The organism is Acidimicrobiia bacterium (assembly GCA_041676705.1).
Taxonomy (GTDB): Bacteria; Actinomycetota; Acidimicrobiia; order Acidimicrobiales; family SKKL01; genus Actinomarinicola.
The window spans coordinates 622,114-645,842 of record JBAYRL010000001.1 but is presented as its reverse complement, the minus strand read 5'-3'; the positions used below and the strand labels follow the sequence as shown (position 1 = coordinate 645,842).

The following is a 23,729-nucleotide window of genomic DNA, read 5'->3' as shown; positions in this document are numbered from 1 at the left end:
TTTAACCGGCGCGAAGTTCACTAATTACCGGCAACCAAACCTCGGGGTTTGATTGATAAGGCGCGTAGAAACTAATCCGGTCAATAACATCGGCATAACGCTTTTTGAGCTCGGCGGCCAGCTGGTTCGGTTCGCCGACCACGGCAAAGGTGTTTAAGATTTCGTCGTCGATCAAGGTGCCCATCTGCACCCATTCGCCCTTCTTCGACAGGGCGTTGAGCTCGCTTTGCAGTTCACCCCAACCATGGTGTTCAAGCACCCCGCGGTAGGCCGGCGTAGATCCATAAAAGGCGATCTGACGCTTTGTGGCTTCAGCTGAAGCGGCCATTTCTTCTTCATTAGTACCAGTTACCACAAACGCCGGAAACGACAGCTCAAAATCGGCCCGATCGCGGCCGCTCTTTGCCATACCAGCTTCAAGTGCTGGCAAGGTGACCTCTCGTAGATAAGACTCGGTGGTGAAGCCGTGTACCAAGAAGCCGTCGCAAACCTCGCCAGCTACTTGGGTCATAACCGGTCCAACCCCAGCGATAAAAATCTTGGCGTCGCCGTGCGGGTTGGGCCCCGGGTTAAAGAACGGCGTCATTAGGGTGTGCGTGTAGAAATCGCCCCGGAAATTCAAAGGCGTATCGTTATTCCAGGTGTCCCAAATAGCACGAATTGCCAAAATCATCTCACGCATGCGCGGCGCAGGATGCGACCATTCCATTGAGAAACGCTTCGTAATGTGCGGCTTAATTTGTGAGCCCAGCCCCAAAATAAAACGACCGCCAGAAAACTTCTGCAAATCATAAGCCGTCTGGGCCAACGTCATTGGGTTTCGGGCAAATGCCACGGCAATTGAGGTACCCAAATCAACCCGTGAAGTGTGCTCCGCCCCGATGATCAGAGGCAAAAACGGATCTTGACTGGTTTCTGCAGCCCAAATGCCGTCGTAACCAGCATCTTCCGCTGCCTTAGCTTCGCTCGCTGCACGCGTAAGGTTTCCAATTCCCCCATCAACTTTCATGGTTTGAACCTTACACTAGCTGCCTTGACCCCTAAGGAATCGTTCAATTTCACCCGCCAGCTCTTCTCCCGAGGGCAAATCGGCTTCGTCGGGTGCTTGAGTACTCGTACCTAGTTCGGGAAGGTTCTCAGCTTGTTCATCCACATGCTCTTCTAGCTGGCGCAACATAGCGGTGTGCTCACTATTATCCGCCACCAGCTTATTCAACCGGTTGGTCACGGCGGTTGCTTCTGAAGCTAACGTGCCAGTGGGAAACGACAAGTTACCAAGTTCATTGACCTTGGCCGCCAACGACAGCGACGCCGCCGGGTACGGCATGCCCGCGGCATAATGAGGAACTTGAGCCCACAAACCGATAGCTGGAATGCCAGCAGCGGCGGCTTCAACCTCGATTGCCGCCTGAATACCGGCAGGCACATCGATAGTCGATCGAATAGTTCCGCGGCGGTCAACCAACTCGGGGCTGGCGGTGGTGGAGGCGATAAGTGCTGGTCGAGTGTGGGGTGCGGCAGCTGGAAAAGCTCCGACCCCAATTATTAATCGCACCCCTAATTCGGAGGCCAGAGAGACCACCGATCTTGCGACCGCCTGCCACTGATGGTCAGGCTCGGCCCCCGACAACACCAACACATCGCGACCATGAGGATCGTTAAGCCCAACTAGTTCGATAGAGGGCCAAACCAGTTCGGTGTGAACGCCGTCTTCAATGCGCATTATGGGACGGCGGGATCGGTGATCTAGCAGCAAATCGGCATTAAAGCTGGCTACAGGAATGGTGTTGGCATCCTCCAAAATAGACGTCGTGAGACGGCTAGAAGCGCCGCCAGCGTCGATCCAGCCTTCAAGGGCCAAAATCAAAACCGGAGAGTCAAAGGTTGGATGGGGGTAAATCGTGTACAGGTCTGTCATCGTGCATCCATGAAAGTGACATCTATCTTAGTAGCCTTGAAGTAGGTACCAGTGAAGTCTCGGGAGTATGCATGATAATCGACGTGACCGACGCAACCCTCCAAAGCGAGGTAGTCGAACGTTCGCTTGACACCCCAGTGGTGATCGATCTTTGGGCACCATGGTGTGGTCCTTGCAAGACACTAGGTCCCATTCTCGAAGACGTTGTGAGCCGCACTAACGGTGAAGTTGTGCTGGCCAAGATCAACGTTGACGAGAACCCCATGGCCTCGCAAATGTTTCAGGTTCAAGGGATTCCCGCGGTCTATGCCATGTCGGGTGGCAAGGTCGTGAACGGTTTTGTGGGGGCGCAACCACAAGCCACCGTGGAAGCATTCGTAAACTCGTTGGTGCCAACTGAGGAAGATCGCAGGATTTCTGCCCTGCTCAAAGCTGGTGATGAGCAGTCACTGCGAGAAGTGTTAGAGGCCGATCCTGGGCATGAACACGCCATTTTGAAGCTTGCTGAGTTGTTGGTAGGCGATGGGCGCAACGGGGAAGCGCTCGAGTTCCTAGCCCGAATTCCCGAAACGGGTGAAACTCGACGGATCGCGGCCCTTGCTCGCACTGGGGGTACCGAAACTGGTGACGTGGAAGCACGACTTAGCGAGTTATTAGAGAATGTGAAAGCCGACGAGACGGCTCGCAAAGAGTTTCTTGACCTGCTGGAAGTGCTGGGCCCAACCGATCCTCGCACCGCTCAATTTCGAAAGCAGTTAACCGCTCGGTTGTACTGAGCAAAACCCGTAGTAACATAAAAACAACTCCTGCCTTCCCCTCTGCGTACCTGCCCAGCTCATAGGGGAAGGCAGTGTCATTTTCATTGCCACCGGCACCAGCTAATGGTGAGACCGGTGTCTTAAGTTTTCTTGAAGAATGGGCTGATCGGGTAGGTACAACGCCCAGGGCCTTGGCGTTAGCAACCCTAACGGCCGTGGCGGTAGTGCTGGCCGCTTGGCTATTTTGGTGGAAAAGTACCTCGTCGTCGGCAGAAATTTCTATCCCGTATGCCGCGCCGTTGCCGGTGACTGCCACGAGCGTCGAGCCGTTGCCAACCGTATTGGTGCATGTGGCAGGTGCCGTCAAACAACCAGGTGTTTACAGTTTCGAAGTTGGCCGTCGAGTTGGCGATGCTATTGCCGCCGCAGGTGGCCCGGCCGAGGGTGCCGAGCTTAACCAACTCAATCTGGCGGCACCGTTGGCTGATGGCACCCGTATCTACATTCCATCAGAAGGTGAAGAGGTTGTGCCTGCTCTGGCGATGCCCGAGCTCTCGTCGCAGCGGCCAGAAAATGCGCTGGTTAACATAAACACAGCCGATCAGGCCACCTTAGAAACACTGCCCGGGGTTGGGCCCGCCACGGCAGCCGCCATTATTAGTCATCGCGAACGTAACGGTGCTTTTCAAAGCATCGATGATCTGATCGACGTGCGTGGCATCGGCGAGGCCAAATTGGCGGCCATGCGTGAACGAGTCACGATATGAGCCGACTGCGACCCAAGGGCACCACTTTCTACATAATTTCGGCCGCCACGGCGGGCATTGGAGCTAATTGGGCCAGACCTATACCCCTGCTTATAATTGTGCTTCCTCTCACCCTGGCCTGGTTGTATCGCAAACCAAGGGCATGGGCACTGCTGGCAGTGATATTCATATTGGCCAGCCATTTTGGGGCGAAAGCCGAGGCCGGGTTAGTCGAACCATTGCGCGCCACTTATGAGGGGCAAGCCACACTAGTGGGTGATCCGAACTGGTTTGGTACCTCGCTGCGGGTGGATTTGAAGATCGGTAATTACCGCTATGAGGCCTGGGCAAGTGGAACCGAGGCGGCGCGTCTAAGCCGGCTCTTAATGGGGGAAAAGGTCATTCTTCGAGGCCGCCTAGGCCCCCTGTCGCCCCAGGCCAGCTGGCTACGTACTCGCCATATTGTCGGTCGAGTTGCCGTGGCCAAAGTACTGACCACCGAGCCCGCCTCACAGATTCATGGTGCCGCTAATGGACTACGGCGTCTGCTGGAACAAGGCTCAAAATCACTAGGGTATGAACGCCAGGCACTGTTCTTGGGACTGGTTATAGGCGATGATCGCAACCAGAGTGATGCATTGGCTGACGCCTTTGCTGGGTCGGGTCTCACACACTTATTGGCTGTGTCAGGCTCAAATGTGGCTTTCGTGGTGAGCCTGGCCAAACCACTCTTAAGTCGTTTGCGCCCCCACCCGCGCTGGTTGGTCACGCTGGCTTTGTTGGCGTTTTTCGTGTTGGTTACCCGCTTCGAGCCGTCGGTTTTGCGTGCTGGAGTCATGGCCGCCTTGGCCACCACGGGTAGCGCGTTGGGGTTTCGGTCTCAAACCAAGGTTCTGTTGGCCTTAAGCGTGATGGTCCTGGTCATGATCGACCCGTTTCTGGTCGATTCACTGGCGTTTCAACTTTCAGTAGCGGCCTCGGCCGGAATTTTATGGTTCAGTGAGGGGCTCACCAAGGCCTTGGCCCCGTTCGGGATTTTGGCGAACCCCCTGGCGGTCACAACCGCGGCGCAACTAGCTGTCGCACCGATTCTGATTCCAACCTTTGGTTCGATGCCCTTAGCAGCGTTGCCGGCCAACATATTGGCAGCACCAGTGGCGGGCCCGGTCATGATGTGGGGATTAGGGGCAGGTTTGCCCGCGGGCTTGGTCCCACCCCAGTTGGCGACGGTATTGCATCTACCGACCAGAACTATGGTTTGGTGGATTGACCAGGTGGCTCGCCGTAGCGCCCAACTGCCGCTGGGCTCGATTCGCATGACTCATCTGGTACTAATTCTGGTTGCGGCCTTAGCAATTAGGTATCGGTGGTATTTTGATGCCACAGCGGTCTATGTGCGTATCGCGACCATCGTGGTTATGGCCCTGGCGATTACCCATCCGGTGGTCGAAAGCCTGCGGTTACCTCCGCCGGTGGTGCAGGCCGGTGAAAACCTAACCATCTATCGATCTGGTGGTGCCACCGTTGTGAGCTTGGGTGGTGCCACAAGTCCGCAACTTACTTTGGCTGAGCTCCGTGAGACGAACGTCCGCCATATTGACGTGTTGATAAGCCAATACGGTGGACGAAAGAGTGCCGAAGTAGCGGCGGCTATCAGTGAGGTCTATCGGCCTAAGCTCATTCTGGCACCAGCTGGGCATCGTGTTCGAGGCGGCTCGGCGCCACAAGTAGGCGACCAAATCAAAGTTGGTGGGCTGATGTTGCAGGTGGGCTCTACGACGCCCCAGTTAGAGGTGGTAGTTTGCCAGTATGGAGCTTTGGCTGGGCGACTCCCGCTTTGACATTACTCACCACGCTGTTGTCATGGGCATCCTCAACCGAACACCCGACTCGTTCTACGACAAGGGTGCCTATTGGAACTTTGATGCTTTCTTGGCCAAAGCCGAAACGCTGGTCAATGATGGTGCCCATTTCCTAGATGTCGGTGGCGTGAAGGCCGGACCAGGCGAGGAAGTGGGTGAGGCCGAGGAGTTAGAACGTGTGATTCCGGCCATCGAAGCATTGCACCAACGCTTCGATATTCCGCTGTCGGTCGATACATGGCGCGCCAACGTAATCGCCGAGGCCATTTCAGCTGGCGCGGTGGTCGGCAACGATATTTCTGGATTCTCTGACCCCAAATATTTGGAGGTTTGCGCCGCTGGTAACGCCTCGGTGGTCGCCACACACATTCGCTTGGCACCGCGAGTTGCCGACCCAAACCCTACCTACAACAACGTGGTCGCCGATGTACATGACTATCTGGCCAAACGCGCCGCAGCCGCGCTCGAGGCCGGAATCCCACCACAACGCATCATGCTTGATGCGGGCTTAGATCTAGGCAAGAACGAACGTCAATCGTTAGAGCTGCTGAGAAATACCAGCTCGCTCGCTGATTTAGGCCATCCGGTTTTCCTCTCCGCTTCCAACAAGCGTTTCCTGTCGGTGCTTCTGAACAAGCCAGTCACCGAGGTCGCAGCTGGTACTCAGGCGGCGCATGTGTTGGGCATCATGCAAGGCGCACGCATTCTTCGAGCCCACGACGTGAAAGCCAGCCGAAGGGCCGCTGATGTCTCGGCGGCTATGTTAGCGGCACTGATGGCCGGCTAAACCATGGCTAGCAACGTCTATGTCATTAAAGGTGACGATGAGATACTCATTGGTGAAGAGCTGCGCCGCGTACTTGATTCCCTTCCGAGTGAAGCTGATGGCAGCCGGTGGGTTGAGGAAATTAACGAAGATGACTATCTAGCGGGCGAGGAACCTACGCTGGCACCGGTCGTTAGCGCGGCCTTAACTCCACCCATGTTTTCCCAGCATCGTGTGGTAGTTGCGCGCCACCTGGCCCGATTCACTACAGCGCCATCGGTACTGCCACTCGTTGAATATCTGGCTGATCCGCTGCCTTCAACTATTTTGGTCTTGGTTTGGGAAAAAGGCCCCAAATACAGCGGTCGCGGCACCCTACCGAAGAGTCTTTCACAAGCCCTTAAATCTACCGGGGCCCAAATCGTCGATTCCGCATTACCAACCGCTGCCAAGGGACGCCAAGGCTGGCTAAATGATCAACTAGCCACTCACAACATCAAGCTCGACTCGGCGGCCAAGGCCTTGCTATTTGAGCATTTAGGCGAAGACCTCAACCGGTTGGGTGCCACACTCAATACCCTCGAAGGCTCATATGGTCCTGGGTCTGCCATTGGCGTAGACGAACTTCGTCCGTTTGTGGGTGCTGCTGGTGGAGTGCCGCCGTGGGAGTTAACCGACGCCATATCAAACGGCGATATTGCAGCCGCCATTAGCACGTTGGGTCGCATGATGGGGGCTGGTGAACGCCACGCCCTGCAAATCATGGCGACGTTGCATCGTCACATTGGTGGCCTAATGGCCCTCGACGGAGCCTCGGTGCGGTCTCGAGACGAGGCTGCCAAGCTTCTTGGCATGGCACCATATCCAGCTGAAAAATTGATGAAGCTCGCCCGGAGCACTGGCTCGGAGCGAGCTCGTCAACAACTCTTGTTGCTAGCGGAGGCCGACTTAGACCTTCGGGGCGCTAGCGAATGGCCCGATGAGCTAATACTAGAAGTCTTGGTAGCTCGCCTGGCCCGCCTAAGTGCCCGACGTTAATTACGTTAAACTATTCGGCCTTGGCAGCTGCGTAAAGACTGTTTACTCGCTTGGTGAGGCGAGACTTGGTGCGGTTGGCGGCGTTGCGATGCATGATGTTTTTCGCAGTGCCTTGGTCGATACGCTTGATAGCACCGCTAAGCAATTGCGGAGTTTCCGGGTCGCCAGCGGCAGCCGCAATTTCTACACGCTTGATGCGGGTACGTAGCTCGGAACGCAATGCGCGGTTACGTGCCTGGCGCTTGATGTTCTGACGGTTACGCTTTTTTTGACTCTCGATGTTCGCCACAAAATATCCTGGTTAAGCAGTGGGGGTGAGCTGATGCTCTAGAAATTCTAAGACCGTGCGATAATAGTCAAGCGGCGACATCGTTGTCACGCCTAGACCGGCACACAGCACTCTAAACTAGCACTTCACCCTCCAAAACACGAGGGCCTAGGTACCGAAAGGGTATCGTCGATCAATCCTATGGATCTCTCACGTATTCGTAACGTCTCGATTATCGCTCACATTGACCACGGAAAATCTACCCTCGCCGACCGTATTCTTGAAGTTTGTGGCGCTGTTGATGCTCGTGAAATGCGTGAACAATACCTCGACTCGATGGACTTGGAGCGTGAGCGCGGCATCACCATTAAGTTGCAAAGCGTTCGGCTCGACTATGAGGGCAACGTAATCAATCTGATTGATACGCCCGGTCACGTCGACTTCGGTTACGAAGTTTCGCGTTCGCTGGCTGCCTGTGAAGGCGTAATCCTGCTGGTCGATGCCTCACAGGGCATCGAGGCTCAGACGCTGGCCAACTGCTATTTGGCGCTGGAAAACAATCTAACCATCGTGGCTGCGCTCAATAAGATTGACTTGCCAGCCGCTGATCCCGATCTCTACGCCCAAGAAATTGAACAGGTGCTGGGAATTCCAGCCGACGAAGTACTACGTATAAGCGCCAAAACCGGTGAAGGTGTGCAGGAGCTGTTGGATGCCGTGGTCGAGCGAATCCCGGCACCACAAGGTACAGCCGATGCTCCTTTACAGGCCCTAATTTTCGACTCCTTTTTCGACCAGTATCGAGGTGTGATCTCCTCAGTTCGGGTAATGGATGGCGAATTGCAGACCGAATCCAAGATTCGCTTCATGCAAGCCGGAAGTACCCATGAGGCCACCGAGGTTGGCGTTCGAACCCCCGCCAACACTCCGGTGAAGAAGCTTGGACCAGGCGAAGTGGGCTATCTGGTTGCAGGTATTAAAGATGTGGGCGAAGCCCGTTCTGGTGAAACGGTGACCACCGCCAATAAACCAGCGGAAGTGGCGTTGGAAGGTTACCGCGAACCGAAGCCGATGGTGTTTTGTGGGCTTTATCCGGTGGAGGGCGACGATTTCAGTGACCTGCGAGAAGCGCTCGAAAAGCTTCGTTTGAATGATTCGAGCTTCACCTACGTGCCTGAAACTTCGGGGGCACTGGGTTTTGGCTTTCGGTGCGGTTTCTTAGGTCTCTTGCACATGGAAATTGTGCGAGAACGTCTGGAGCGAGAATTCGACTTAGCGTTGATTGCTACTGCTCCCTCCGTGGAATATCAGGTTCACAAGACCGGTGGTGACGTTCTTGAGATTGACAACCCGAGCGAGCTTCCGAGCATGGGCGAAATTGAAGGCATCGACGAGCCGTATCTGAAGATCTCGATTCTGACACCCACCAACTACACCGGCGCCGTAATGGAACTTTGCCAACAAAAACGTGGCTCGATGACCAACATGGAGTACCTCTCGCCCGAGCGTGTTGAGCTTTCCTACGAAATGCCGTTAGCGGAGATGGTGATGGACTTCTTCGATCAATTGAAGAGCCGCACCCAAGGCTACGCGAGCTTAGATTACGAACCGATCGGATATCGCCGTTCAAAGTTGTCGCGGGTTGACATTTTGCTGCAAGGGAGTCCGGTTGATGCTTTCAGCATGATTGTTCACCACGACTTTGCCTACGACTACGGCCGTAAAATGTGTGACAAGCTGAAGGAATTAATTCCTCGACAACAATTTGATGTGCCTATTCAAGCGGCCATTGGCGGCAAAATTATTGCTCGCCAAACCGTGAAGGCCTACCGCAAAGACGTGACCGAAAAGCTTTACGGCGGTGACATCACCCGTAAGAACAAGCTGCTCCAGAAGCAAAAGGCCGGTAAAAAGCGGATGAAAAGCATTGGCCGTGTGGATATTCCCCAAGAGGCGTTTATTTCTGCGCTCAAGTTGTCTGAATAACAGACGCAGCCGCCACCAACCGGTCGCGACCTAGGCCGGAATCGTTAGCATTCGATAGCATAGAGTGCTAACGAAACCGAATGCGTTGGGAGGATGGTGCACTAGATGTTGGATGATCGCAAGGCCTCGATCCTCCGTGCCGTAGTGGAAGAGTACATTCGCACCGCTTCACCCGTAGGCTCCAGCTTGGTGGCCGCTAGTCCAGCGGTGGCAGTTTCTTCGGCCACGGTAAGAAATGAAATGTCAGTTTTGGAATCCGAAGGGTACCTGGTGCAACCTCATACCAGCGCCGGACGCATTCCCACTGAAAAGGGCTACCGTTTCTTTGTTGATCACCTGCCTGCCTCACGGCCCTTAGAGCACGCCCAAAACGATCAGATTCAGAACTTTTTTAACCGGACTCACGGCGAGCTAGAGGCGATGTTGGCTGATACCAGCCGCCTTTTGTCAGCCATCACCAAACAAGCAGCGGTCGTGGTGGCCCCACCCGCTGAAGTGGCGAGCCTGCTTTCGGTGCAATTAGTGGCACTGAGCGGGCGCACCGTGTTGGTCGTTGGCGTTCTATCCAGTGGGGCCGTGCACAAGTCAAGTTTTGAAACGTTCACCGATGTTGACGATGAGACTCTCAGCGCAGCTTCTACATTGTTGAACCAAGAGTTGGTTGGATCATCAATTTCAGCTTTGCCTGGCATCGCCAGCACCGGCGATGGAGAGCTCGACTCGGTGCTGGAGGCCGCTCTAGGTGGCCTTAGAAGCGAGCCAAGTGAGTCCGATGCGGTCTATGTCGGTGGTACGTCTCTTATGGTTGACGGTTTTCAGGCCGTAGAGACAATTCGGCAGGTTCTCACCATTCTCGAACAACAAATAGTGGTGGTGACGTTGCTACGAGACGTGATCGATCGTGGGCTCACGGTAGCTATTGGTTCCGAAACTGGAGTCGAGCCTTTGGCCGAATGTTCCTTGGTCGTGGCACCCTATGAAGTAGATGGCGAAGACGTAGGTACCATTGGCGTGCTTGGTCCGACCCGCATGAATTATCCGCAGGCACTGGCCGCCGTGGCCGTGGTAAGCCAACGTTTGAGTCACCGCCTGAGTGAGGGCTGATGTCAGATTTTTATGAGTTGTTGGGCGTAAGCCGTGGGGCGACCGCCGAAGAAATAAAGAAGGCTTATCGGCGTAAAGCACGCGAATACCATCCCGACGCCAACCCTGACAACCCCGATGCTGAAGCCAAGTTCAAAGAAATAGCCAAAGCCTATGAGGTGCTTTCTGATCCGGCGCAGCGCAGCCAATACGACCAATTTGGTGAGGCTGGCTTAGGCGGTATGGGCGGTTCACCCTTCGATGCGGCCGGAGGCTTCGGAGATATTTTCGATGCCTTCTTTGGTGGTGGCGGTCCCTTTGGCAACGGTGGTCGTACGGGGCGTCCAAGTGGCCCGAGCCGTGGTCCCGATTTAGAAGTGGTAACCACCATCGACCTGCGCGACGCGATATTTGGCACCCAAGCTGATGTCAGTGTACGAACGGCAGTGGCCTGCAACACTTGCGAAGCTACGGGGGCTAAGCCCGGTACCGAGGCCACCACCTGTGCGACCTGTGGTGGATCTGGTCACGTACGCCAAGTTCGACAATCAATCCTGGGTCAAGTGGTAACCGCCGGACCTTGTGCCACCTGTAACGCCACCGGGGTTATCATCCCCGAGCCGTGCGAAACCTGCGGTGGGGAAGGACGCGTGGTTGAAGACAAAACCTTCACTGTCGATATCCCTGCTGGGGTCGATACGGGTTCGACGCTTCGCCTGAGTGGTCGCGGTGCAGTTGGAGTCCGAGGTGGTGGCGCGGGCGACTTGTACGTTCATCTAGAAGTTCGCCCTGATCCACGCTTTGTTCGTGTTGGGCGCGACTTGGAACACGATTTGTTAATCAGCATGCCCCAAGCGGCCTTAGGGGCTCGTATCCCCATCGACACCTTCGATGGGGAAGAAGAAGTAGTGGTTTCTCCGGGAACACCAAGTGGCCACGTCTTTCGGTTGAGAGGCCATGGTGTGCCTACGGTTGATGGCCGTAGTAGGGGAGATATTTTAGTGAAGATCGGGATTTCGATTCCCAAGAAACTAAACGACAAACAAGAAGAGCTGCTGAGGGCCTTTGCTACTGAAATGGGCGACAACGTGGCCTCACCGGACGAAGGTTTTTTCGCCAAAATTAAGTCGGCGTTCAAGTAGCGTCGGCACCAATGGAGTACTCCACACCTGATGGCAAGGGCGGGCCCCATGTCTTCGTGGAAGATCTGGAAAATCCGCTTCTCGACGATGCTGACCGACATCACTTGCAACGGGTATTGCGCCTAAGGGCCGGTGATCCGCTCACGGTGAGTGATGGGCACGGGCGTTGGGTCGAGGCTCGATTTGGCACCGCTTTAGAAACCACGAGCGAAATTCACGTGTCGGAACGCTTGCTGCCATTAGCGGCCGTTGGTTTCACGCCGGTTAAGGGCGATCGCCCCGAATGGACCGTTCAGAAGCTGACAGAGATCGGCGTGGATCGGATTATAGTGCTGCGCTCTGATCGTTCTGTGGTGCGGTGGGAAGGGGAGCGGGCCGAGAAGGCATTAAGCCGCTTACGCCTGGTGGCACGTGAGGCCGCCATGCAGTCACGACGCTGCTGGCTTCCAACGCTCGAGGGTATTTGCCCCGCTCTAGAGGTGATGGCACAACCATCTGTGGCGCGAGCTGAGCGTGGAGGTGGGAGGCCCACCGTGCTGCCAGAAACCATTGTGGTTGGTCCTGAGGGCGGTTGGAGTGAGCGGGAGGTAGAGGCGCTCTCGGTCACGGTTGGCTTAGGTGACTACGTCTTGAGGGCGGAAACGGCGGCGCTGGTGGCGGCGGTCTATCTGGTCGGCCAACGTTAACGTTCACTCAGAGTGGCTATAATCGGACCATAAACCGGCTTAAAGCGTTGAAGCAACCACGCACAGCGGTTAAAGTTACGTCGTTGTGATTTTGGTGCGTCATGGTCGCTGACGTACAGAACAGAGAGCGTTAATGGCTTCACCATCTTCATTGGAACCACCCGCCAAACCAAACGGCGACATTTGTGCTGGCTTGGGTGAACGGCTGCGCGACATTCGGATGCAAAAGCGTTGGTCGCTTCAAGATGTGGAAGCCCGCTCGAGCGACGAGTTCAAAGCCTCGGTGCTAGGTGCTTACGAGCGTGGTGAGCGCTCCATTTCGGTGAGTCGACTCTGCCGATTGGCCCAGCTTTACGACGTCCCCGTTTCACAGTTATTGCCTAATGAGGCAGCCAAGGGCGCTTCGGTTGAGAGCGATGTCATCGATCTTCGTGATCGTATAAGGCGTCCTGCATTTTCAATCGATTTAGCAAAAGTCGCCGCCGTCAGTCACAGCAGCAAAGACGCACTGAGCCGTTTCGTCGCGATGATTCAAGTGGAACGCCAAGATTTCAACGGACGCGTGCTCACTGTGCGGCGTGACGACCTGCGGGCAATTGCATGCATCCTGGGCCTGTCGCCCGAAGAGACCGAGGCCAAGCTGTCAACTAGCCCAACCTTAGGTACCTCTCGTTAATTCTGCGGCAGCATCAACGCCAACCCAGCATAGATAAGATCGGGATTTCCTGGGTCGGGTAAACGATCGAGGTTGTTTTCAATTAGGCGACGCCAATAGTTGTGGATCTGGTTGATCTGAGGTCGATGGCCGAATTCGAGTTTCAGATGTTGCTCGGCGATTGACCAGAGGGAATCACCGCGTTCGACGATGTATTCGCTCGGAACGTGATTGCTGATGTTTGGTGCCTCGCCATCAATTAGCTGAAACTCAGGCTCAGCGGCCTCGGCCGTCGCGGTGGCTAATTCCGGTTCTTCAAGCTCGATGGCCAAGGTTGGTTGCTCTACGTACGTCATTACCAAGGCTGGCGCTTCCAAGCTGGATGAGATGGCGGCTGGTGGGGTAGCCACCCAGGTCATGGTGAGGGCTGGCTCGTCAATGTTTTGTGCACCTGCGATGCCTACCAAGGGACCAAAAACACTAGGGACGGTAATCGCTCCGACCGCTACCGGGCGCAATACCAGGTTGCGCCAAAGCACCGGCGTGAGATTTCGCAACAATCTAGCGGCGCGGGACAGACCTGCGAGTGAGGCCAGTGTCTGTATCAGCGTGATGAGAAATAAGTAGCCCGCCATAATGCTCGCCATTGGTACCAGCACTCCGGCTAACGCCATCGCCGGGTCGGTGGTTGTCATAAACGACAGCCAACCCGCTGGATCTAGCGGAGGGGTGGGCACTCGGTGTCGTACCATCGCCATAGCGCCAATGCTGACGGCCAAAGCGGCGAGAGCCGCAACACGATGCTTAGAAATTTTGCGCATTCTTCACGCCCCTTCGGGTTTAGCAGGGTCACCGGGGTTTGGTGGGTTAGTAGTCGTTGCCAGATCACCTGGAAGACTAAGAGTGTGGCGAATTCCCCAATTATCTAGCGCAATAAGTTGGTTACATCCGCCGGGGCCAGGTTCGGCCAGTAGCTGGCGAAGGCCATCCACCTGGCCCACGACCAAGGCAGAAACTTCGGTGTTTGGGGTTGCCCACGAGTCGAATAAATATACATAGCCACTGCCGCGGTTGGCTACAGCCGGACGCACGTGGTTGTTGCAGGCGAAATCACCAATCGCGACGGCCAAGTCGTCTTCACCGAAGTCGAACGCCTCATCGTTAATGGCCAAGATCGTGCCGGTGAAACGTAGGTCGACGGCGCAATCGGTGCCATTTGGGCCAACCGCCGAACTGTCAGGGCTGACCGAGCACCCTTTAGCCAAATCTATAAGGAGGTTTGATGTGGCAGGTTCTTCCCCCGCTTCCTCGGCTTCGGCGGTGGAAGCGCTATCGGTGGGAACAGTGGGAACGGTGGGAACAGTGGCGGTTGACGAACCTGCGGGAGAATATTCTGGGATTGTTTGATTAGGCGCGGTCAGAGTGGCTTCGTCAGCTGGACTGAGTGCCCCGTTGTCGAGTGCTTGGTAGGCCAGTTCGGGGTCGGAGCCCGAATCCGAACGCAGGAACCACGCTCCGCCAGCGATAAAGAGGCAAAGTGCACCCGCCAATATTGCGACTATGGCCCCACCTGATGCCCCATCACCTACAAAACCTCGGGAGACCCTGGTGAGACCAGACCACGGTTGGGGTTCGGTTAAGTTATGTGCGGTGAGACCACCATGGCTGCTGCTCGAATCTCCCACTAAGGAAGCATCAGGCACCGTGTCTTGGATGAGGTCGCTAAATTGACGGGCGCTAGGCCGTCGTCGTGGATCGCTTTCCATGGCTTGTTCGGCCAAGTTCAACAGAGGTGCCCGCAAGGTGGCCCGTGATGATGCTTTGCGACTTGGCCGTTCGGGAAACTCAAAGGTGGCTTCATTGGTCGACACCAAGTCGTACAACAATCTACCTAGGGCCGCTACATCGCTGGCACCCTCTACCACGCTAGAAATGAAGTAAGCCTCACCGAACCCGCACAGCACTGGACGGCCATCAGCAGCCACGATCACATGATCTGCGCTCAAGCGTGAATGGGCAATTCCCAATTCATGTAGATCGGCAACGGTCGCAGCCACCGCTGCCACTAGGGCTGCGGCCCTCTTTGGTTCCACCCTGCCCAAACCGGCCAAGGTTCGAGAACCGACAAAGTACATTTGGAGTTGGCAGTCATCATCATTCTCACTGTCGACCAATGAGACCACTCCGGGGTGGCGGGCAGCACGAAGCATGGCGGCCTCGTGAACAAGTCGAGCACAATTGTCGCCCTGCGCACGCTTAGTGATGATGGGCCGAACACCTTCTTGATCGATCTCAAGGTTAAAGAGTTCATCATCCATCACTAGATGTTGTCAGGTATCCACAGACATATCAACAGTTGTTGAAAACTAATGAAATATCACTATAGCTATTATTGTGACGGGCAAGTTCAGCTGTGTGGTGGCACTAAAACAGCGATAGTGTGAGACCTCTCATGTCTCGCTCGTTGCGTCTGCGTCGATGGCAGAAAGAAGCTCTTGATCTACTGGAACTACATCCCGATCCTGATTTCTTAGCGGTTGCAACCCCGGGAGCAGGCAAAACGACCTTTGCCCTGACCGCTGTGCTGCGCCATCTCGCCCGAAACCCACGAAATCAAGTGGTGGTGGTCGCTCCGACTAGCCACCTAAAGACCCAGTGGTCCCACGCCGCTAGCCAGGTTGGTCTACAACTAGAGCCTAACTGGGTATCGAATCGCGGTATGCCAACCGACATGCACGGCGTGGCCGTGACCTATCAACAGGTAGCCGCCAATCCGGCGGCGCTCCGCCGAGTTAGTGCCCGCTGTGTGGTGGTTCTAGACGAGTTGCATCATGCCGGCGACGAACGAGCTTGGGGTCTTGCTATTAGGGAAGCCTTTGAAGGTTCGCCACGGCGAATCGCACTCTCAGGCACACCGTTTCGAAGTGATACCCACGCAATTCCCTTTGTGCAGTATGTGAACGATGAAGCGGAACCAAATTTTAACTATGGCTATGAGGCCGCGCTAGATGACCGCCGGGTGGTGCGTCCGGTTTACTTCCCTACGATCGATGGTTTCATGGAGTGGACCTCACCCGACGGAGCAGAATTAGCAGCTGGCTTTGATGACGCCTTGAACAGCACCCTTTCAGCACAGCGATTGCGAACGGCGTTGAGTTTAGAGAGTGAGTGGCTACCAGCGGTGCTTCATCAAGCCAACGATCGTCTTATGGCGCTTCGACAAGATCAAGGCAATGCGGCAGGATTAGTGGTAGCTACCGATCAAGATCACGCCCGGGGCATAGCCGACCTGCTGCGAATAAGATTTCGCGCCCCGGCAATCGCCGTAACCTCGGACGATCCACAAGCATCAGCACGAATCGCGGCTTTTGCCGATGGCGATGCCCCATGGCTAGTGGCGGTGCGAATGGTTTCCGAAGGTGTTGACATTCCTCGCCTTCGGCTGGGTGTGTTTGCGACCACCACTACGACCGAGCTGTTTTTCCGTCAGGTAGTAGGCAGGTTCGTGCGCCACACCGGTGGGAAAGCCCGTGAAGAAAAAGCCTGGCTTTTTATTCCCAATGACCCCAGGCTCCGTCGTTTCGCCAGCACGATAGCTGAATCTCGACGACACAGTTTGCGTCGTAATTGGGAAGATGGCGAGCGAGACGAAACTGAGAGCGACCCAGCAGCATTTGATGAACTACCAGTTGAAGGCGAGCAACAGTCGCTCTTCCAGGTGCTCTCAGCCCAAGTGATAGACACCGCTCCGACGGTCTCGACATTCGACGATGATCCTGATCTAGACCAAAACGACAGCTATCCCGATACTACGGTCGCCATTGACCTGCCAGTACCTCCTCCGCCGGGCAGAAGTCGCTCGCTGGTACCCTCCGATGGGCGTCCATTGGCTGAAGTTAAGAAAGAACTTCGTGACATCAACGCTGATTTGGTGCGGCAACTGGTGCGAATCACTGGCTTAGGCCACAAAGAAATCAACTCGAGGCTCAATCGGGGTGTTGGAATTCTACGGATCGCAGAAGCCGATGCTGAGCAGCTCAAGCAACGGGTTCTTGCGGCAGAAGAGTGGCTACGGAAACCGATCAGCCGTCATCTACAACCAAACGGGCGGTAGCTGAAACACGTACCAAGGTACCGTCTTTGTTGCCTGGGAGTGCTGGGGAAATAATGTATGAAGCCCAGCTGGCCAGATCGACTCGTACCTGATCAGGCGGCTCAAAGATAATTAGCGGTGGTTCCACAAGATTTGGCAACACTCCCCGTCGCGCCAAAGAATCGTGAATTTCAGCTTCCAGTTTGGCCGGGTTGACAATGACCCTACCCTCAGCTCGGGTGGCCTCAACATCGACGGCCAGGGCAATGGCATCGTTGGCAGCGGCACTGGCGGCGCTATTTAATTCACGTTGGTGCAAGAACACCATTGCTGAATCGATAGCCAAAGCTCCTAATACCAAAACGATTAGAAAAGCGGCCGGAAACAGCATTAGTACTGAAGCACGGTCAAGTTTGTCTGCTCTAGCCACAGCGAGCCTCGCCCACAAAACCGGACCGATATGGATCGATGATTTCACGATGTTGTGCGCCCACGGTGAAGCTCCGACCAAAGCCCCCGATAAAGGGCAAACCTATAGCGCGGATATCGGTTTGAACAGTGATCTCGACCGGCGCGCAACGCGCCCAACCGAAAGGAAGCTGGATGTCGCTGATGAGAGCCGCTTCGTCGTGGCCCTGACCGGTCATAGTGGCATTAAGCCGAGTTGACGCGGCCGCAGCGGCCGTTTCGGCATCGGGAGCTTCAGCATAGGCACGTGCTGCCTCACGGGCCGCGGCTGTGACTGCCATTTTGGTATCTACCACGGCCCATGCATTGGCCAGCAGCAACGCGCCAATGACCAACATAAGAAAGCCAAAGGGCAAGACTTCGATACCCGCTACCTGGCCTGAATCATCGAAACGATATTTCATTTTGGACGCTCGATGTGAACCTCAACACTTCGTTCCACCTGGTTCAGGCCAAATGCACCCATCACATTCTCGAAAGCGATTTTAGGATGTTCTACCCGGAGTGTTAGGCGTACCCGCTCCTCGTCGATATCCCAAGCGAAATCGGCTCGTTCGCCGTATTGGCCGAGCAGTGAACGACCTTGGGCTTCGGCAGTCGAAACTATGCTGTGGGTAACTTCAAACGAGTCACTCTCGGTAGGGCTCGTTGCCACCAAGGCGGCACTATCGTAAGCGACGCTGGTGACTACCGAGGTGGCGTAGAGATTGAAAAGTAGCTGTACAGAAAAGGTTAATAAGGTTAGGAAAACGGTTACGCCACCGATGGTTCCAATCAGCCCCGCCCCACGGTCGTCTTGGTGACCACACGAGCCGGGTACTGCTAAAACGGTCATGCTCAGCGGCCGATTTGGTCGACCTGATTGCCGATGTTGGCTTCGGTGCTTCCCCAGATGCTGTTGAATCCAACCCACATGGCGGCACCCAAGAAAGCCATAATTAGCACGGCTATAGCGGCCGAAATTACACCTTCACCGCGGTCGGAGTTTAATGCCTCAATTCGAGTGGCGGCGAAGCAGCTCAGATAGCTGCGAACGAATACGAATGTGGTGATCATGATGCTCCTTACCGTTTGGTACGTTGATTAGGGGTTCATGGCGAGGTAAAAAACCGCATTGCCTCGATGAAAGGAACCACTAGAAACAGGGTGCCTGGCACTAAGGCCGCCACTGTGACTGGGATCCACACCATCTGCGCTTTGCGCTCAATGGCCTCAATTGTTTGACGCTGTGAATCACGGCGGATGGACCGAGCTTCCTCGGAAATCATTTTGCCCAGATCACCTGCTTCACGGTTGAGCGACAAAACGCCCACCAAGCGTTCAAGTGCTGGTACCTGGGCCGTTTGACTCCAGTTGCGCAAGGCTTCGACATCGCTTTGTCCGTAACGAATCAGAGCCGTGACCCGGCGCAGATCTTGGCCCGAACAGCCTTGGCCGCGCTCCGCGAGGCGCCGCAATGCCGAACCCAACGAAAAACCAGCTGAGAGCAGCATTCCAAGTTGTTCGGCCACCACGGGCAGTTCCAAGAAGATTTGATTCTGCCAGCGTGCCCCAGCCGATGAGAGCTGTTGTTCGGGTATGAGAAAGGCGAGAACCGGCGAACCAAACACCATGATGAAGGCCAGTGGCGCTGGGGGAGTGAGCACCAGAATCAAGAGGCCGCTAACGCCTAGAGCAACGATGGCATAAGCCAATTGCCGCAATCGAAAGGTGGCCGGTTCGAGTGGTGAATGAATGCGCGATAGGCGCAGCGACAGATCTTCGTGAATTCCGAGTACCGCCGACACCGTTGATCCGACTGAATTGGCCAGCGGTGCTAACACCTCTCGAAATGAATTGAAGCTGAGCGGGCGTCTTGTGGAATTGGCGCCGCTTGGCGAATACGGAGCTAAACGTGTTGTAAGTCGAACTGGTCGAAACCATCGCAGTTCGCTCAGAACCAGCGCCGCTCCAAGCGCCGCTGTGGCCATTAGCAATACGGCCATCCGGCTGCTCACGGCAACACCCGCTCGGCTTCAGGCAACTTCATAATTGCCCCGGCCCAAATCCAACAGACGGCCACCATGCCTATTGCCACTAGCGCCACAACTTGACCCATTGGGGAGGCAAAGGCAGCTCGACCAGCCCCAATCTGCATGCCTGCCAGCGCCATCCCAAATGGGACCACCAACACAAAACGGCGAGCAAGACGTGCTCCGGCCTGTTTTGCTACAGCGTCTTTGCGGCCTTGCAGATCTTGAATGCGGTCTTCGGCTAAGGCGCTGAGTCGTTGGCTCAATTCAGCACCACCCAGCTCGTGTGCCACCAGCAGAGTTTCACAAACCACATCGGCCGCCGGATCGGCTAACCGAGCTTTGAGCACGGCCGTGGTTCGTTCAAAATCGGTGGTTAATAACCATTGGCGGTGAGCGTCGGCGAAAGCTGGCCTCATCGATTCTGGAGCTCGCTGACCGACTTCGAACAGCGCCTGAGGTATTGATCTCCCTAGTGAAGCGGTGCGAAGACGAATCTCCTCGATCATTCTTGGCCACGCTTCACGCGCCTCATCGATGCGATGTTCCCGCCGTAGCCGGTAGGAACCGATGGGAATAAGGCCACCGAAAAGGCCAATTGCCAACCCGGGGGCCACACCCCCAAAGAGAAGGAAACCCAAAGTGGCCGCCAAGACCGTGACAGCACTTACTACGCCTATAAATTCCATGGTGGCGACATCGGAAAGCCCGGCCTGATTCATCCATTGTCGTAGTCGGTCGCGCTCGATGGCTCGGCCAGTCAGCGCCGGGCTCAGATGAATTTCGCGCCAGCCAAAGACCAAGGCGGTATAGAGAAAATAGGTTCCGGCTGCTGCCACGGCACCAATTAATAGTCTCATCGGAATCGGACCTGATCGTTAGCGAAGAATTGTGCTAAGTCAATACCAATTTCGTCGAAGGCTTCCGCTAGGCGCACTGGCATTTCGCCCGTCCAGCGTAAGTGATCGTTGTCATTTCTACGGGAGAAAACTTCAGTGGTGGTGAACTGACCGCCCGTGGCAGCGCCAGTTAGCTCTTCCACCGCGATGATGGAGGTGACGACGGGACCATTGCTTCTCCGGGCGGAATGCACCACTATGTCGACGGCTTCGGTGACCAGGGTGGTTAGGCTGCCCACATTGAGATCGTGGCCTTCAGCTAACTGGGCGATGAAACGCAAACGAGACAGAGCCTGTCGGGCGGAACCGGCGTGGATAGTGGTGAATCCCTTCACGCCCGATGACAGCGTTAGCAGCAAAGGCAGAGCTTCACGATCACGTACCTCGCCCACAATGGCCACGTCGGGGGCCATGCGAAGAAAACCCGCTACTAAACGCCGTAGGTCAACCGCTGGACGTTCCGGCAATGCCGGTCGCGTTTGGAGAGCCGCAACATTATCGAGAGGAATATCGGCCTCGAACACCTCTTCGGCGATCACCACACGCAACGATGGGTCTAATTCTGCGGCGCAACATGAAAGCAAGGTGGTCTTGCCAGCACCAGGTGCTCCGGCAAAAACGATTGATTGACGAGCCTTAACGCATGCCGATAAGAATCTTGCGGCATGATCGGTGAGGGTATTGCGTTCTACCAGCTCATCGAGCTGGGTGAATGGTACACCGGTGAATTTACGGATATTTACCATCGTGTGCCCACCCCGAGCGATATCGCGATGCACAATGTGAAGCCGCGCGCCGTCATCTAGCTGGGCGTCTTGCAAGCCTTGGGTGGGGTCGAGCTTGCGGTGAGCACCACTTGAAGCATCTAGCAGTTTGGTGAGGGTGCGAATGACATGGTCGTCATCATGAAAAACTTCGTCGTGATACCCCGAAAAGCCCCGGTGCCGTTTCACAAAAATTGAACTCGGCGAGTTGACCATGATTTCCCAGACGTCATCGTCGGCCAGCAAAGGGCCCAGTGGTCCGAGGCCAGTGACGTTTCGTAGCGCTCGTTCGGCCACCCCCGCCGGGTCAGACAATGCGAACGGTCTCCGTCCGCGCGCGAAATCGTCGGCCCAGCGCTCAATTTCCTCGTTAATTAGGGCCGCTAGGGCCGCCTCGGCTCCAGACTGATCAAGATCAATGGCCAAATCCTTAGCTCGGCGAGAAACTCGCTCTTCAATTTCGCTCAGCGGAGAACTATTGGATGCTGTTTGTTGATAGCTCACACCACGTCACTTTCTTCGTCAAAGAACGTTCCTAACGAGCCCGGCACGATTCGTTCGGGTACCTCGGTCACCCTCCTTGGCGCCGGTTCAGCGAGTTTTTTGTTGACCTCTTTAGTGAGCGGGTTAACGACCGCCGATGGCCAAGGAGCGGCAGTACGTATGATTTCATCGAAGTTACGACGCTCGCTGATAAACACAAGGTCGAACTTTTGGGTCCGATCGCTGGCAGTTAGCGTCACCAAGGCAGCTTCTATTTCGTGGCGTCGTCGGGGTGAACGTGGAGCGAAGTTGATTGTCACCAAGATTCGGTTTCCCTCCACCCCAAAAGCGGTGATTTCACGCAATAGGCGTGCTAAAGCGTGAATGCCAACGGTGTCGCCCCGGCCTACAACGAGCACCAAATCAGCATTAGCCATAGTGGTACGAGCCAGAAGATTGCGGTCTTCGAGATCGAGAGAACCAGTTTCGGCCTCACCTTCGAGGTCAGCGTCAATGTCAGCCACCACAACGCGATATGCGGAGCGCAACCCGGCCAAGGCTGATTCCACCGACCGTGAACGCAGCGCCGTCCAATCACGATGGCGACGCAGCCCCAACAACAGATCGTAAGGACGCTCTTGTCCACCGTTGAAGGTGAGGGCCTGCACTTCTTGTGGCGAGGGTCGTCCCAAACGGTGAGCATCAATCAACTCAGGCAAACCAGGCATGATGTCGCCAGCGTCGTGAATCGCGGCCTGGTCTGCATGCAGCGCCAAATCGGCCAGTACCACCAAACCACCGTGGCGCACATCGCTCCCAGCACCATGTGCAACACAAGCTGCTATCACCGAAGAACCACTGCCTCCTGTACCGCATACTGCCACTAACCGGCCTTGCCAAGGTGGTGGAGTAGCGCCCGAGGCTTCTTGAAACTGCGGTTCTACTCGCGCAATTGGTGAAGCATGCTCAACTAAGGTCGCGATCAGGCTGAGCTGGTCGAATTCCAGTGGGAGTATGGCCTTAGCGCCAATTTCGAGCCAGTCGCGTGAAACTCTGGGGTCGGCCAAAACGATTGGCGTGGCCCCCACTTCTCGGGCTTCGGCCAAAAGATCACGATCAAGGCCATGCGCGGTGCCTTCCACAATGAACGCTGACCAACGGCGACCACTGGCTAGGCGGGCCCGAGCTTCCTCAACTGTTAAGCACTTCACGAATTCCACTGGGATGGCCGCGCTAGTGGCCCAACGAGAAATTTCGCTAAACCAAGCAGCTCTAGGGCGAGCTAAACCGAGTACCACGAAACGTTCATCGTTCATGGCGTAACCTCATGGCCAGATTGCGGCCGATATGGTTCTAAAACCTCGACATCTCGTTCCGCGGTGGTTGTGCGTACCACCGTTACATTGGCCACGTCGCTGGCGTGGGCCAATGCCACCGTATCGGCACGAGATTCTAAAGCTAGGGTGAGAACCACCGAGCGTGAAGCCCCTAGTGAACTGTCTAAGTTTCGTACCGCTAACACGGCGGCGTCGGTGAGAACCACTACCGTGTAGGCCCCCGAACCGGTGCCATAAGTCGCCAAAACATCGATACGGTCACCGTTTTCCAGGTTTCCATCGACCACCCGATCGGCATCAAGTCTTAACGACACTTCACGGGTAGGGGCGGCCAATCGTTGAGCTGCCGTTGCAGCAATAGTGCCACCACGTTGCAAAATGTCACCTGGCTCTAGGTGGGAGCGGGCTACGGTGCCTTTAAGTGAATCCACCTGGCCGAAGGTGTTGTGTACCAATTCTTCGGGCAGAACCATGTGGACTACTTCAAGTACCTCAGCATTAAGAGGGGTGCCCGCTTCGATGGTCTTGGCGGCTACGACCACCGAAATTGCCGCGTCCTCGCTAGATCCCGATAGAACAATGGCCCCAATGGTGGCCAAGGCCACTAGCAGACCGCCCACCAAGGCACGTCCACTTGGTAGGCGTGACCCTCGTCGAAGTTGAGGTCCGTCATTGTGGCGAGTTGCGTTGAGTTCAGCTCCAGAAGCGGTTTCCACATCCACCATCATTTGCTTAGCTTTGCATACATATCATGCTATGTCAGTT

The 23,729-nt window shown here is 55.7% G+C and carries 25 protein-coding genes; 11 read left to right on the top strand and 14 right to left on the bottom strand.

Translation table 11 applies throughout. From position 1 onward, the window contains the following. Position 1 precedes the first annotated feature (1 nt). Together WC184_03195 and WC184_03190 are read right to left on the bottom strand one after the other, a co-directional pair. Positions 2-1,009, bottom strand: a complete 1,008-nt coding sequence (locus tag WC184_03195) for an LLM class F420-dependent oxidoreductase (protein ID MFA7476885.1) — start codon at positions 1,007-1,009, stop codon at positions 2-4. 15 nt (positions 1,010-1,024) lie between these two features. Next, positions 1,025-1,918, bottom strand: coding sequence for a PAC2 family protein (locus tag WC184_03190; protein MFA7476884.1), 894 nt, complete (start codon positions 1,916-1,918; stop codon positions 1,025-1,027). An 83-nt stretch (positions 1,919-2,001) separates the two neighbouring features. Between WC184_03190 and WC184_03185 the strand changes: the two genes are divergently transcribed. The 5 genes from WC184_03185 (at position 2,002) to holA (ending at position 7,088) form a co-directional block, all read left to right on the top strand. Further along, positions 2,002-2,694 carry a tetratricopeptide repeat protein gene (locus WC184_03185; GenBank protein MFA7476883.1) on the top strand — a complete coding sequence of 231 codons (693 nt, stop codon included), beginning with the start codon at positions 2,002-2,004 and terminating at the stop codon, positions 2,692-2,694. Positions 2,695-2,768: 74 nt separating this feature from the next. Beyond that, positions 2,769-3,443 (top strand): helix-hairpin-helix domain-containing protein, encoded by a 675-nt coding sequence (locus WC184_03180; protein ID MFA7476882.1) that lies wholly within the window; start codon positions 2,769-2,771, stop codon positions 3,441-3,443. After that, entirely contained in the window at positions 3,440-5,263 is a 1,824-nt protein-coding gene (locus WC184_03175) for a ComEC/Rec2 family competence protein (protein MFA7476881.1), read from the top strand. The genes WC184_03180 and WC184_03175 overlap by 4 nt, the downstream gene beginning before the upstream one ends. Beyond that, positions 5,232-6,071 carry a dihydropteroate synthase gene (gene folP, locus WC184_03170; protein ID MFA7476880.1) on the top strand — a complete coding sequence of 280 codons (840 nt, stop codon included), beginning with the start codon at positions 5,232-5,234 and terminating at the stop codon, positions 6,069-6,071. The genes WC184_03175 and folP overlap by 32 nt, the downstream gene beginning before the upstream one ends. 3 nt (positions 6,072-6,074) lie before the next feature. Further along, entirely contained in the window at positions 6,075-7,088 is a 1,014-nt protein-coding gene (holA, locus tag WC184_03165; GenBank protein ID MFA7476879.1) for a DNA polymerase III subunit delta, read from the top strand. A gap of 10 nt (positions 7,089-7,098) precedes the next feature. Here holA and rpsT read toward each other — a convergent pair whose 3' ends face one another. After that, positions 7,099-7,377, bottom strand: a complete 279-nt coding sequence (gene rpsT / locus WC184_03160; protein MFA7476878.1) for a 30S ribosomal protein S20 — start codon at positions 7,375-7,377, stop codon at positions 7,099-7,101. Between the two features lie 180 nt (positions 7,378-7,557). Between rpsT and lepA the strand changes: the two genes are divergently transcribed. The 5 genes from lepA to WC184_03135 all read left to right on the top strand — a co-directional run bounded on the left by lepA (position 7,558) and on the right by WC184_03135 (position 12,929). Next, entirely contained in the window at positions 7,558-9,342 is a 1,785-nt protein-coding gene (gene lepA / locus WC184_03155; GenBank protein ID MFA7476877.1) for a translation elongation factor 4, read from the top strand. Between the two features lie 105 nt (positions 9,343-9,447). Then, positions 9,448-10,446: a heat-inducible transcriptional repressor HrcA gene (gene hrcA, locus WC184_03150; GenBank protein MFA7476876.1), complete on the top strand. Its 999-nt coding sequence runs from the start codon at positions 9,448-9,450 to the stop codon at positions 10,444-10,446. Continuing rightward, positions 10,446-11,567 carry a molecular chaperone DnaJ gene (dnaJ, locus tag WC184_03145; protein MFA7476875.1) on the top strand — a complete coding sequence of 374 codons (1,122 nt, stop codon included), beginning with the start codon at positions 10,446-10,448 and terminating at the stop codon, positions 11,565-11,567. The genes hrcA and dnaJ overlap by 1 nt, the downstream gene beginning before the upstream one ends. Before the next feature lie 11 nt (positions 11,568-11,578). Then, positions 11,579-12,253, top strand: coding sequence for an RsmE family RNA methyltransferase (locus WC184_03140; GenBank protein MFA7476874.1), 675 nt, complete (start codon positions 11,579-11,581; stop codon positions 12,251-12,253). A 133-nt stretch (positions 12,254-12,386) separates the two neighbouring features. Then, on the top strand, positions 12,387-12,929 hold the full coding sequence (locus tag WC184_03135) for a transcriptional regulator (protein ID MFA7476873.1): 543 nt from the start codon (positions 12,387-12,389) through the stop codon (positions 12,927-12,929). Here WC184_03135 and WC184_03130 read toward each other — a convergent pair. Both WC184_03130 and WC184_03125 read right to left on the bottom strand, forming a co-directional pair. Further along, on the bottom strand, positions 12,926-13,729 hold the full coding sequence (locus WC184_03130) for a LysM domain-containing protein (protein ID MFA7476872.1): 804 nt from the start codon (positions 13,727-13,729) through the stop codon (positions 12,926-12,928). The two genes, WC184_03135 and WC184_03130, sit on opposite strands and share 4 nt — an antisense overlap. Before the next feature lie 3 nt (positions 13,730-13,732). Beyond that, on the bottom strand, positions 13,733-15,226 hold the full coding sequence (locus WC184_03125) for a hypothetical protein (GenBank protein MFA7476871.1): 1,494 nt from the start codon (positions 15,224-15,226) through the stop codon (positions 13,733-13,735). Between the two features lie 134 nt (positions 15,227-15,360). Between WC184_03125 and WC184_03120 the strand changes: the two genes are divergently transcribed. Then, entirely contained in the window at positions 15,361-17,022 is a 1,662-nt protein-coding gene (locus tag WC184_03120; protein ID MFA7476870.1) for a DEAD/DEAH box helicase family protein, read from the top strand. On the opposite strand, the gene WC184_03115 is transcribed toward WC184_03120, so the two are convergent. The 9 genes from WC184_03115 to WC184_03075 are packed head-to-tail and all read right to left on the bottom strand — an operon-like array spanning position 16,991 to position 23,692. Then, positions 16,991-17,431, bottom strand: coding sequence for a hypothetical protein (locus tag WC184_03115; protein ID MFA7476869.1), 441 nt, complete (start codon positions 17,429-17,431; stop codon positions 16,991-16,993). The genes WC184_03120 and WC184_03115 overlap by 32 nt on opposite strands. Further along, positions 17,424-17,873, bottom strand: coding sequence for a hypothetical protein (locus WC184_03110; GenBank protein ID MFA7476868.1), 450 nt, complete (start codon positions 17,871-17,873; stop codon positions 17,424-17,426). Before WC184_03110 ends, WC184_03115 begins: the two co-directional genes overlap by 8 nt. Then, positions 17,870-18,304 (bottom strand): hypothetical protein, encoded by a 435-nt coding sequence (locus WC184_03105; GenBank protein MFA7476867.1) that lies wholly within the window; start codon positions 18,302-18,304, stop codon positions 17,870-17,872. Before WC184_03105 ends, WC184_03110 begins: the two co-directional genes overlap by 4 nt. A gap of 2 nt (positions 18,305-18,306) precedes the next feature. Further along, the gene (locus WC184_03100) at positions 18,307-18,525 is read right to left on the bottom strand and encodes a hypothetical protein (GenBank protein ID MFA7476866.1); all 219 of its coding nucleotides are present in this window, start codon (positions 18,523-18,525) and stop codon (positions 18,307-18,309) included. 35 nt (positions 18,526-18,560) lie between these two features. Continuing rightward, positions 18,561-19,466: a type II secretion system F family protein gene (locus WC184_03095; protein ID MFA7476865.1), complete on the bottom strand. Its 906-nt coding sequence runs from the start codon at positions 19,464-19,466 to the stop codon at positions 18,561-18,563. After that, the gene (locus tag WC184_03090; GenBank protein ID MFA7476864.1) at positions 19,463-20,341 is read right to left on the bottom strand and encodes a hypothetical protein; all 879 of its coding nucleotides are present in this window, start codon (positions 20,339-20,341) and stop codon (positions 19,463-19,465) included. The genes WC184_03095 and WC184_03090 overlap by 4 nt, the downstream gene beginning before the upstream one ends. Then, positions 20,338-21,648 carry an ATPase, T2SS/T4P/T4SS family gene (locus WC184_03085; GenBank protein MFA7476863.1) on the bottom strand — a complete coding sequence of 437 codons (1,311 nt, stop codon included), beginning with the start codon at positions 21,646-21,648 and terminating at the stop codon, positions 20,338-20,340. The genes WC184_03090 and WC184_03085 overlap by 4 nt, the downstream gene beginning before the upstream one ends. Further along, on the bottom strand, positions 21,645-22,943 hold the full coding sequence (locus WC184_03080) for a hypothetical protein (protein MFA7476862.1): 1,299 nt from the start codon (positions 22,941-22,943) through the stop codon (positions 21,645-21,647). Before WC184_03080 ends, WC184_03085 begins: the two co-directional genes overlap by 4 nt. Further along, positions 22,940-23,692 carry an SAF domain-containing protein gene (locus tag WC184_03075; protein ID MFA7476861.1) on the bottom strand — a complete coding sequence of 251 codons (753 nt, stop codon included), beginning with the start codon at positions 23,690-23,692 and terminating at the stop codon, positions 22,940-22,942. The genes WC184_03080 and WC184_03075 overlap by 4 nt, the downstream gene beginning before the upstream one ends. Between the last annotated feature and the right edge of the window lie 37 nt (positions 23,693-23,729).

Bases quoted from the DNA above. Each gene is read 5' to 3' on its own strand.
- dnaJ (MFA7476875.1), top strand. From the start codon at position 10,446: ATGTCAGATTTTTATGAGTTGTTGGGCGTAAGCCGTGGGGCGACCGCC.
- WC184_03190 (MFA7476884.1), bottom strand. From the start codon at position 1,918: ATGACAGACCTGTACACGATTTACCCCCATCCAACCTTTGACTCTCCG.
- WC184_03110 (MFA7476868.1), bottom strand. From the start codon at position 17,873: ATGAAATATCGTTTCGATGATTCAGGCCAGGTAGCGGGTATCGAAGTC.
- hrcA (MFA7476876.1), top strand. From the start codon at position 9,448: ATGTTGGATGATCGCAAGGCCTCGATCCTCCGTGCCGTAGTGGAAGAG.
- holA (MFA7476879.1), top strand. From the start codon at position 6,075: ATGGCTAGCAACGTCTATGTCATTAAAGGTGACGATGAGATACTCATT.
- WC184_03135 (MFA7476873.1), top strand. From the start codon at position 12,387: ATGGCTTCACCATCTTCATTGGAACCACCCGCCAAACCAAACGGCGAC.
- WC184_03125 (MFA7476871.1), bottom strand. From the start codon at position 15,226: ATGGATGATGAACTCTTTAACCTTGAGATCGATCAAGAAGGTGTTCGG.
- WC184_03100 (MFA7476866.1), bottom strand. From the start codon at position 18,525: ATGATCACCACATTCGTATTCGTTCGCAGCTATCTGAGCTGCTTCGCC.
- WC184_03130 (MFA7476872.1), bottom strand. From the start codon at position 13,729: ATGCGCAAAATTTCTAAGCATCGTGTTGCGGCTCTCGCCGCTTTGGCC.
- WC184_03075 (MFA7476861.1), bottom strand. From the start codon at position 23,692: ATGATGGTGGATGTGGAAACCGCTTCTGGAGCTGAACTCAACGCAACT.
- WC184_03140 (MFA7476874.1), top strand. From the start codon at position 11,579: ATGGAGTACTCCACACCTGATGGCAAGGGCGGGCCCCATGTCTTCGTG.
- WC184_03120 (MFA7476870.1), top strand. From the start codon at position 15,361: ATGTCTCGCTCGTTGCGTCTGCGTCGATGGCAGAAAGAAGCTCTTGAT.
- lepA (MFA7476877.1), top strand. From the start codon at position 7,558: ATGGATCTCTCACGTATTCGTAACGTCTCGATTATCGCTCACATTGAC.
- WC184_03090 (MFA7476864.1), bottom strand. From the start codon at position 20,341: ATGAGACTATTAATTGGTGCCGTGGCAGCAGCCGGAACCTATTTTCTC.
- WC184_03080 (MFA7476862.1), bottom strand. From the start codon at position 22,943: ATGAACGATGAACGTTTCGTGGTACTCGGTTTAGCTCGCCCTAGAGCT.
- WC184_03105 (MFA7476867.1), bottom strand. From the start codon at position 18,304: ATGACCGTTTTAGCAGTACCCGGCTCGTGTGGTCACCAAGACGACCGT.
- WC184_03195 (MFA7476885.1), bottom strand. From the start codon at position 1,009: ATGAAAGTTGATGGGGGAATTGGAAACCTTACGCGTGCAGCGAGCGAA.
- WC184_03175 (MFA7476881.1), top strand. From the start codon at position 3,440: ATGAGCCGACTGCGACCCAAGGGCACCACTTTCTACATAATTTCGGCC.
- folP (MFA7476880.1), top strand. From the start codon at position 5,232: ATGGAGCTTTGGCTGGGCGACTCCCGCTTTGACATTACTCACCACGCT.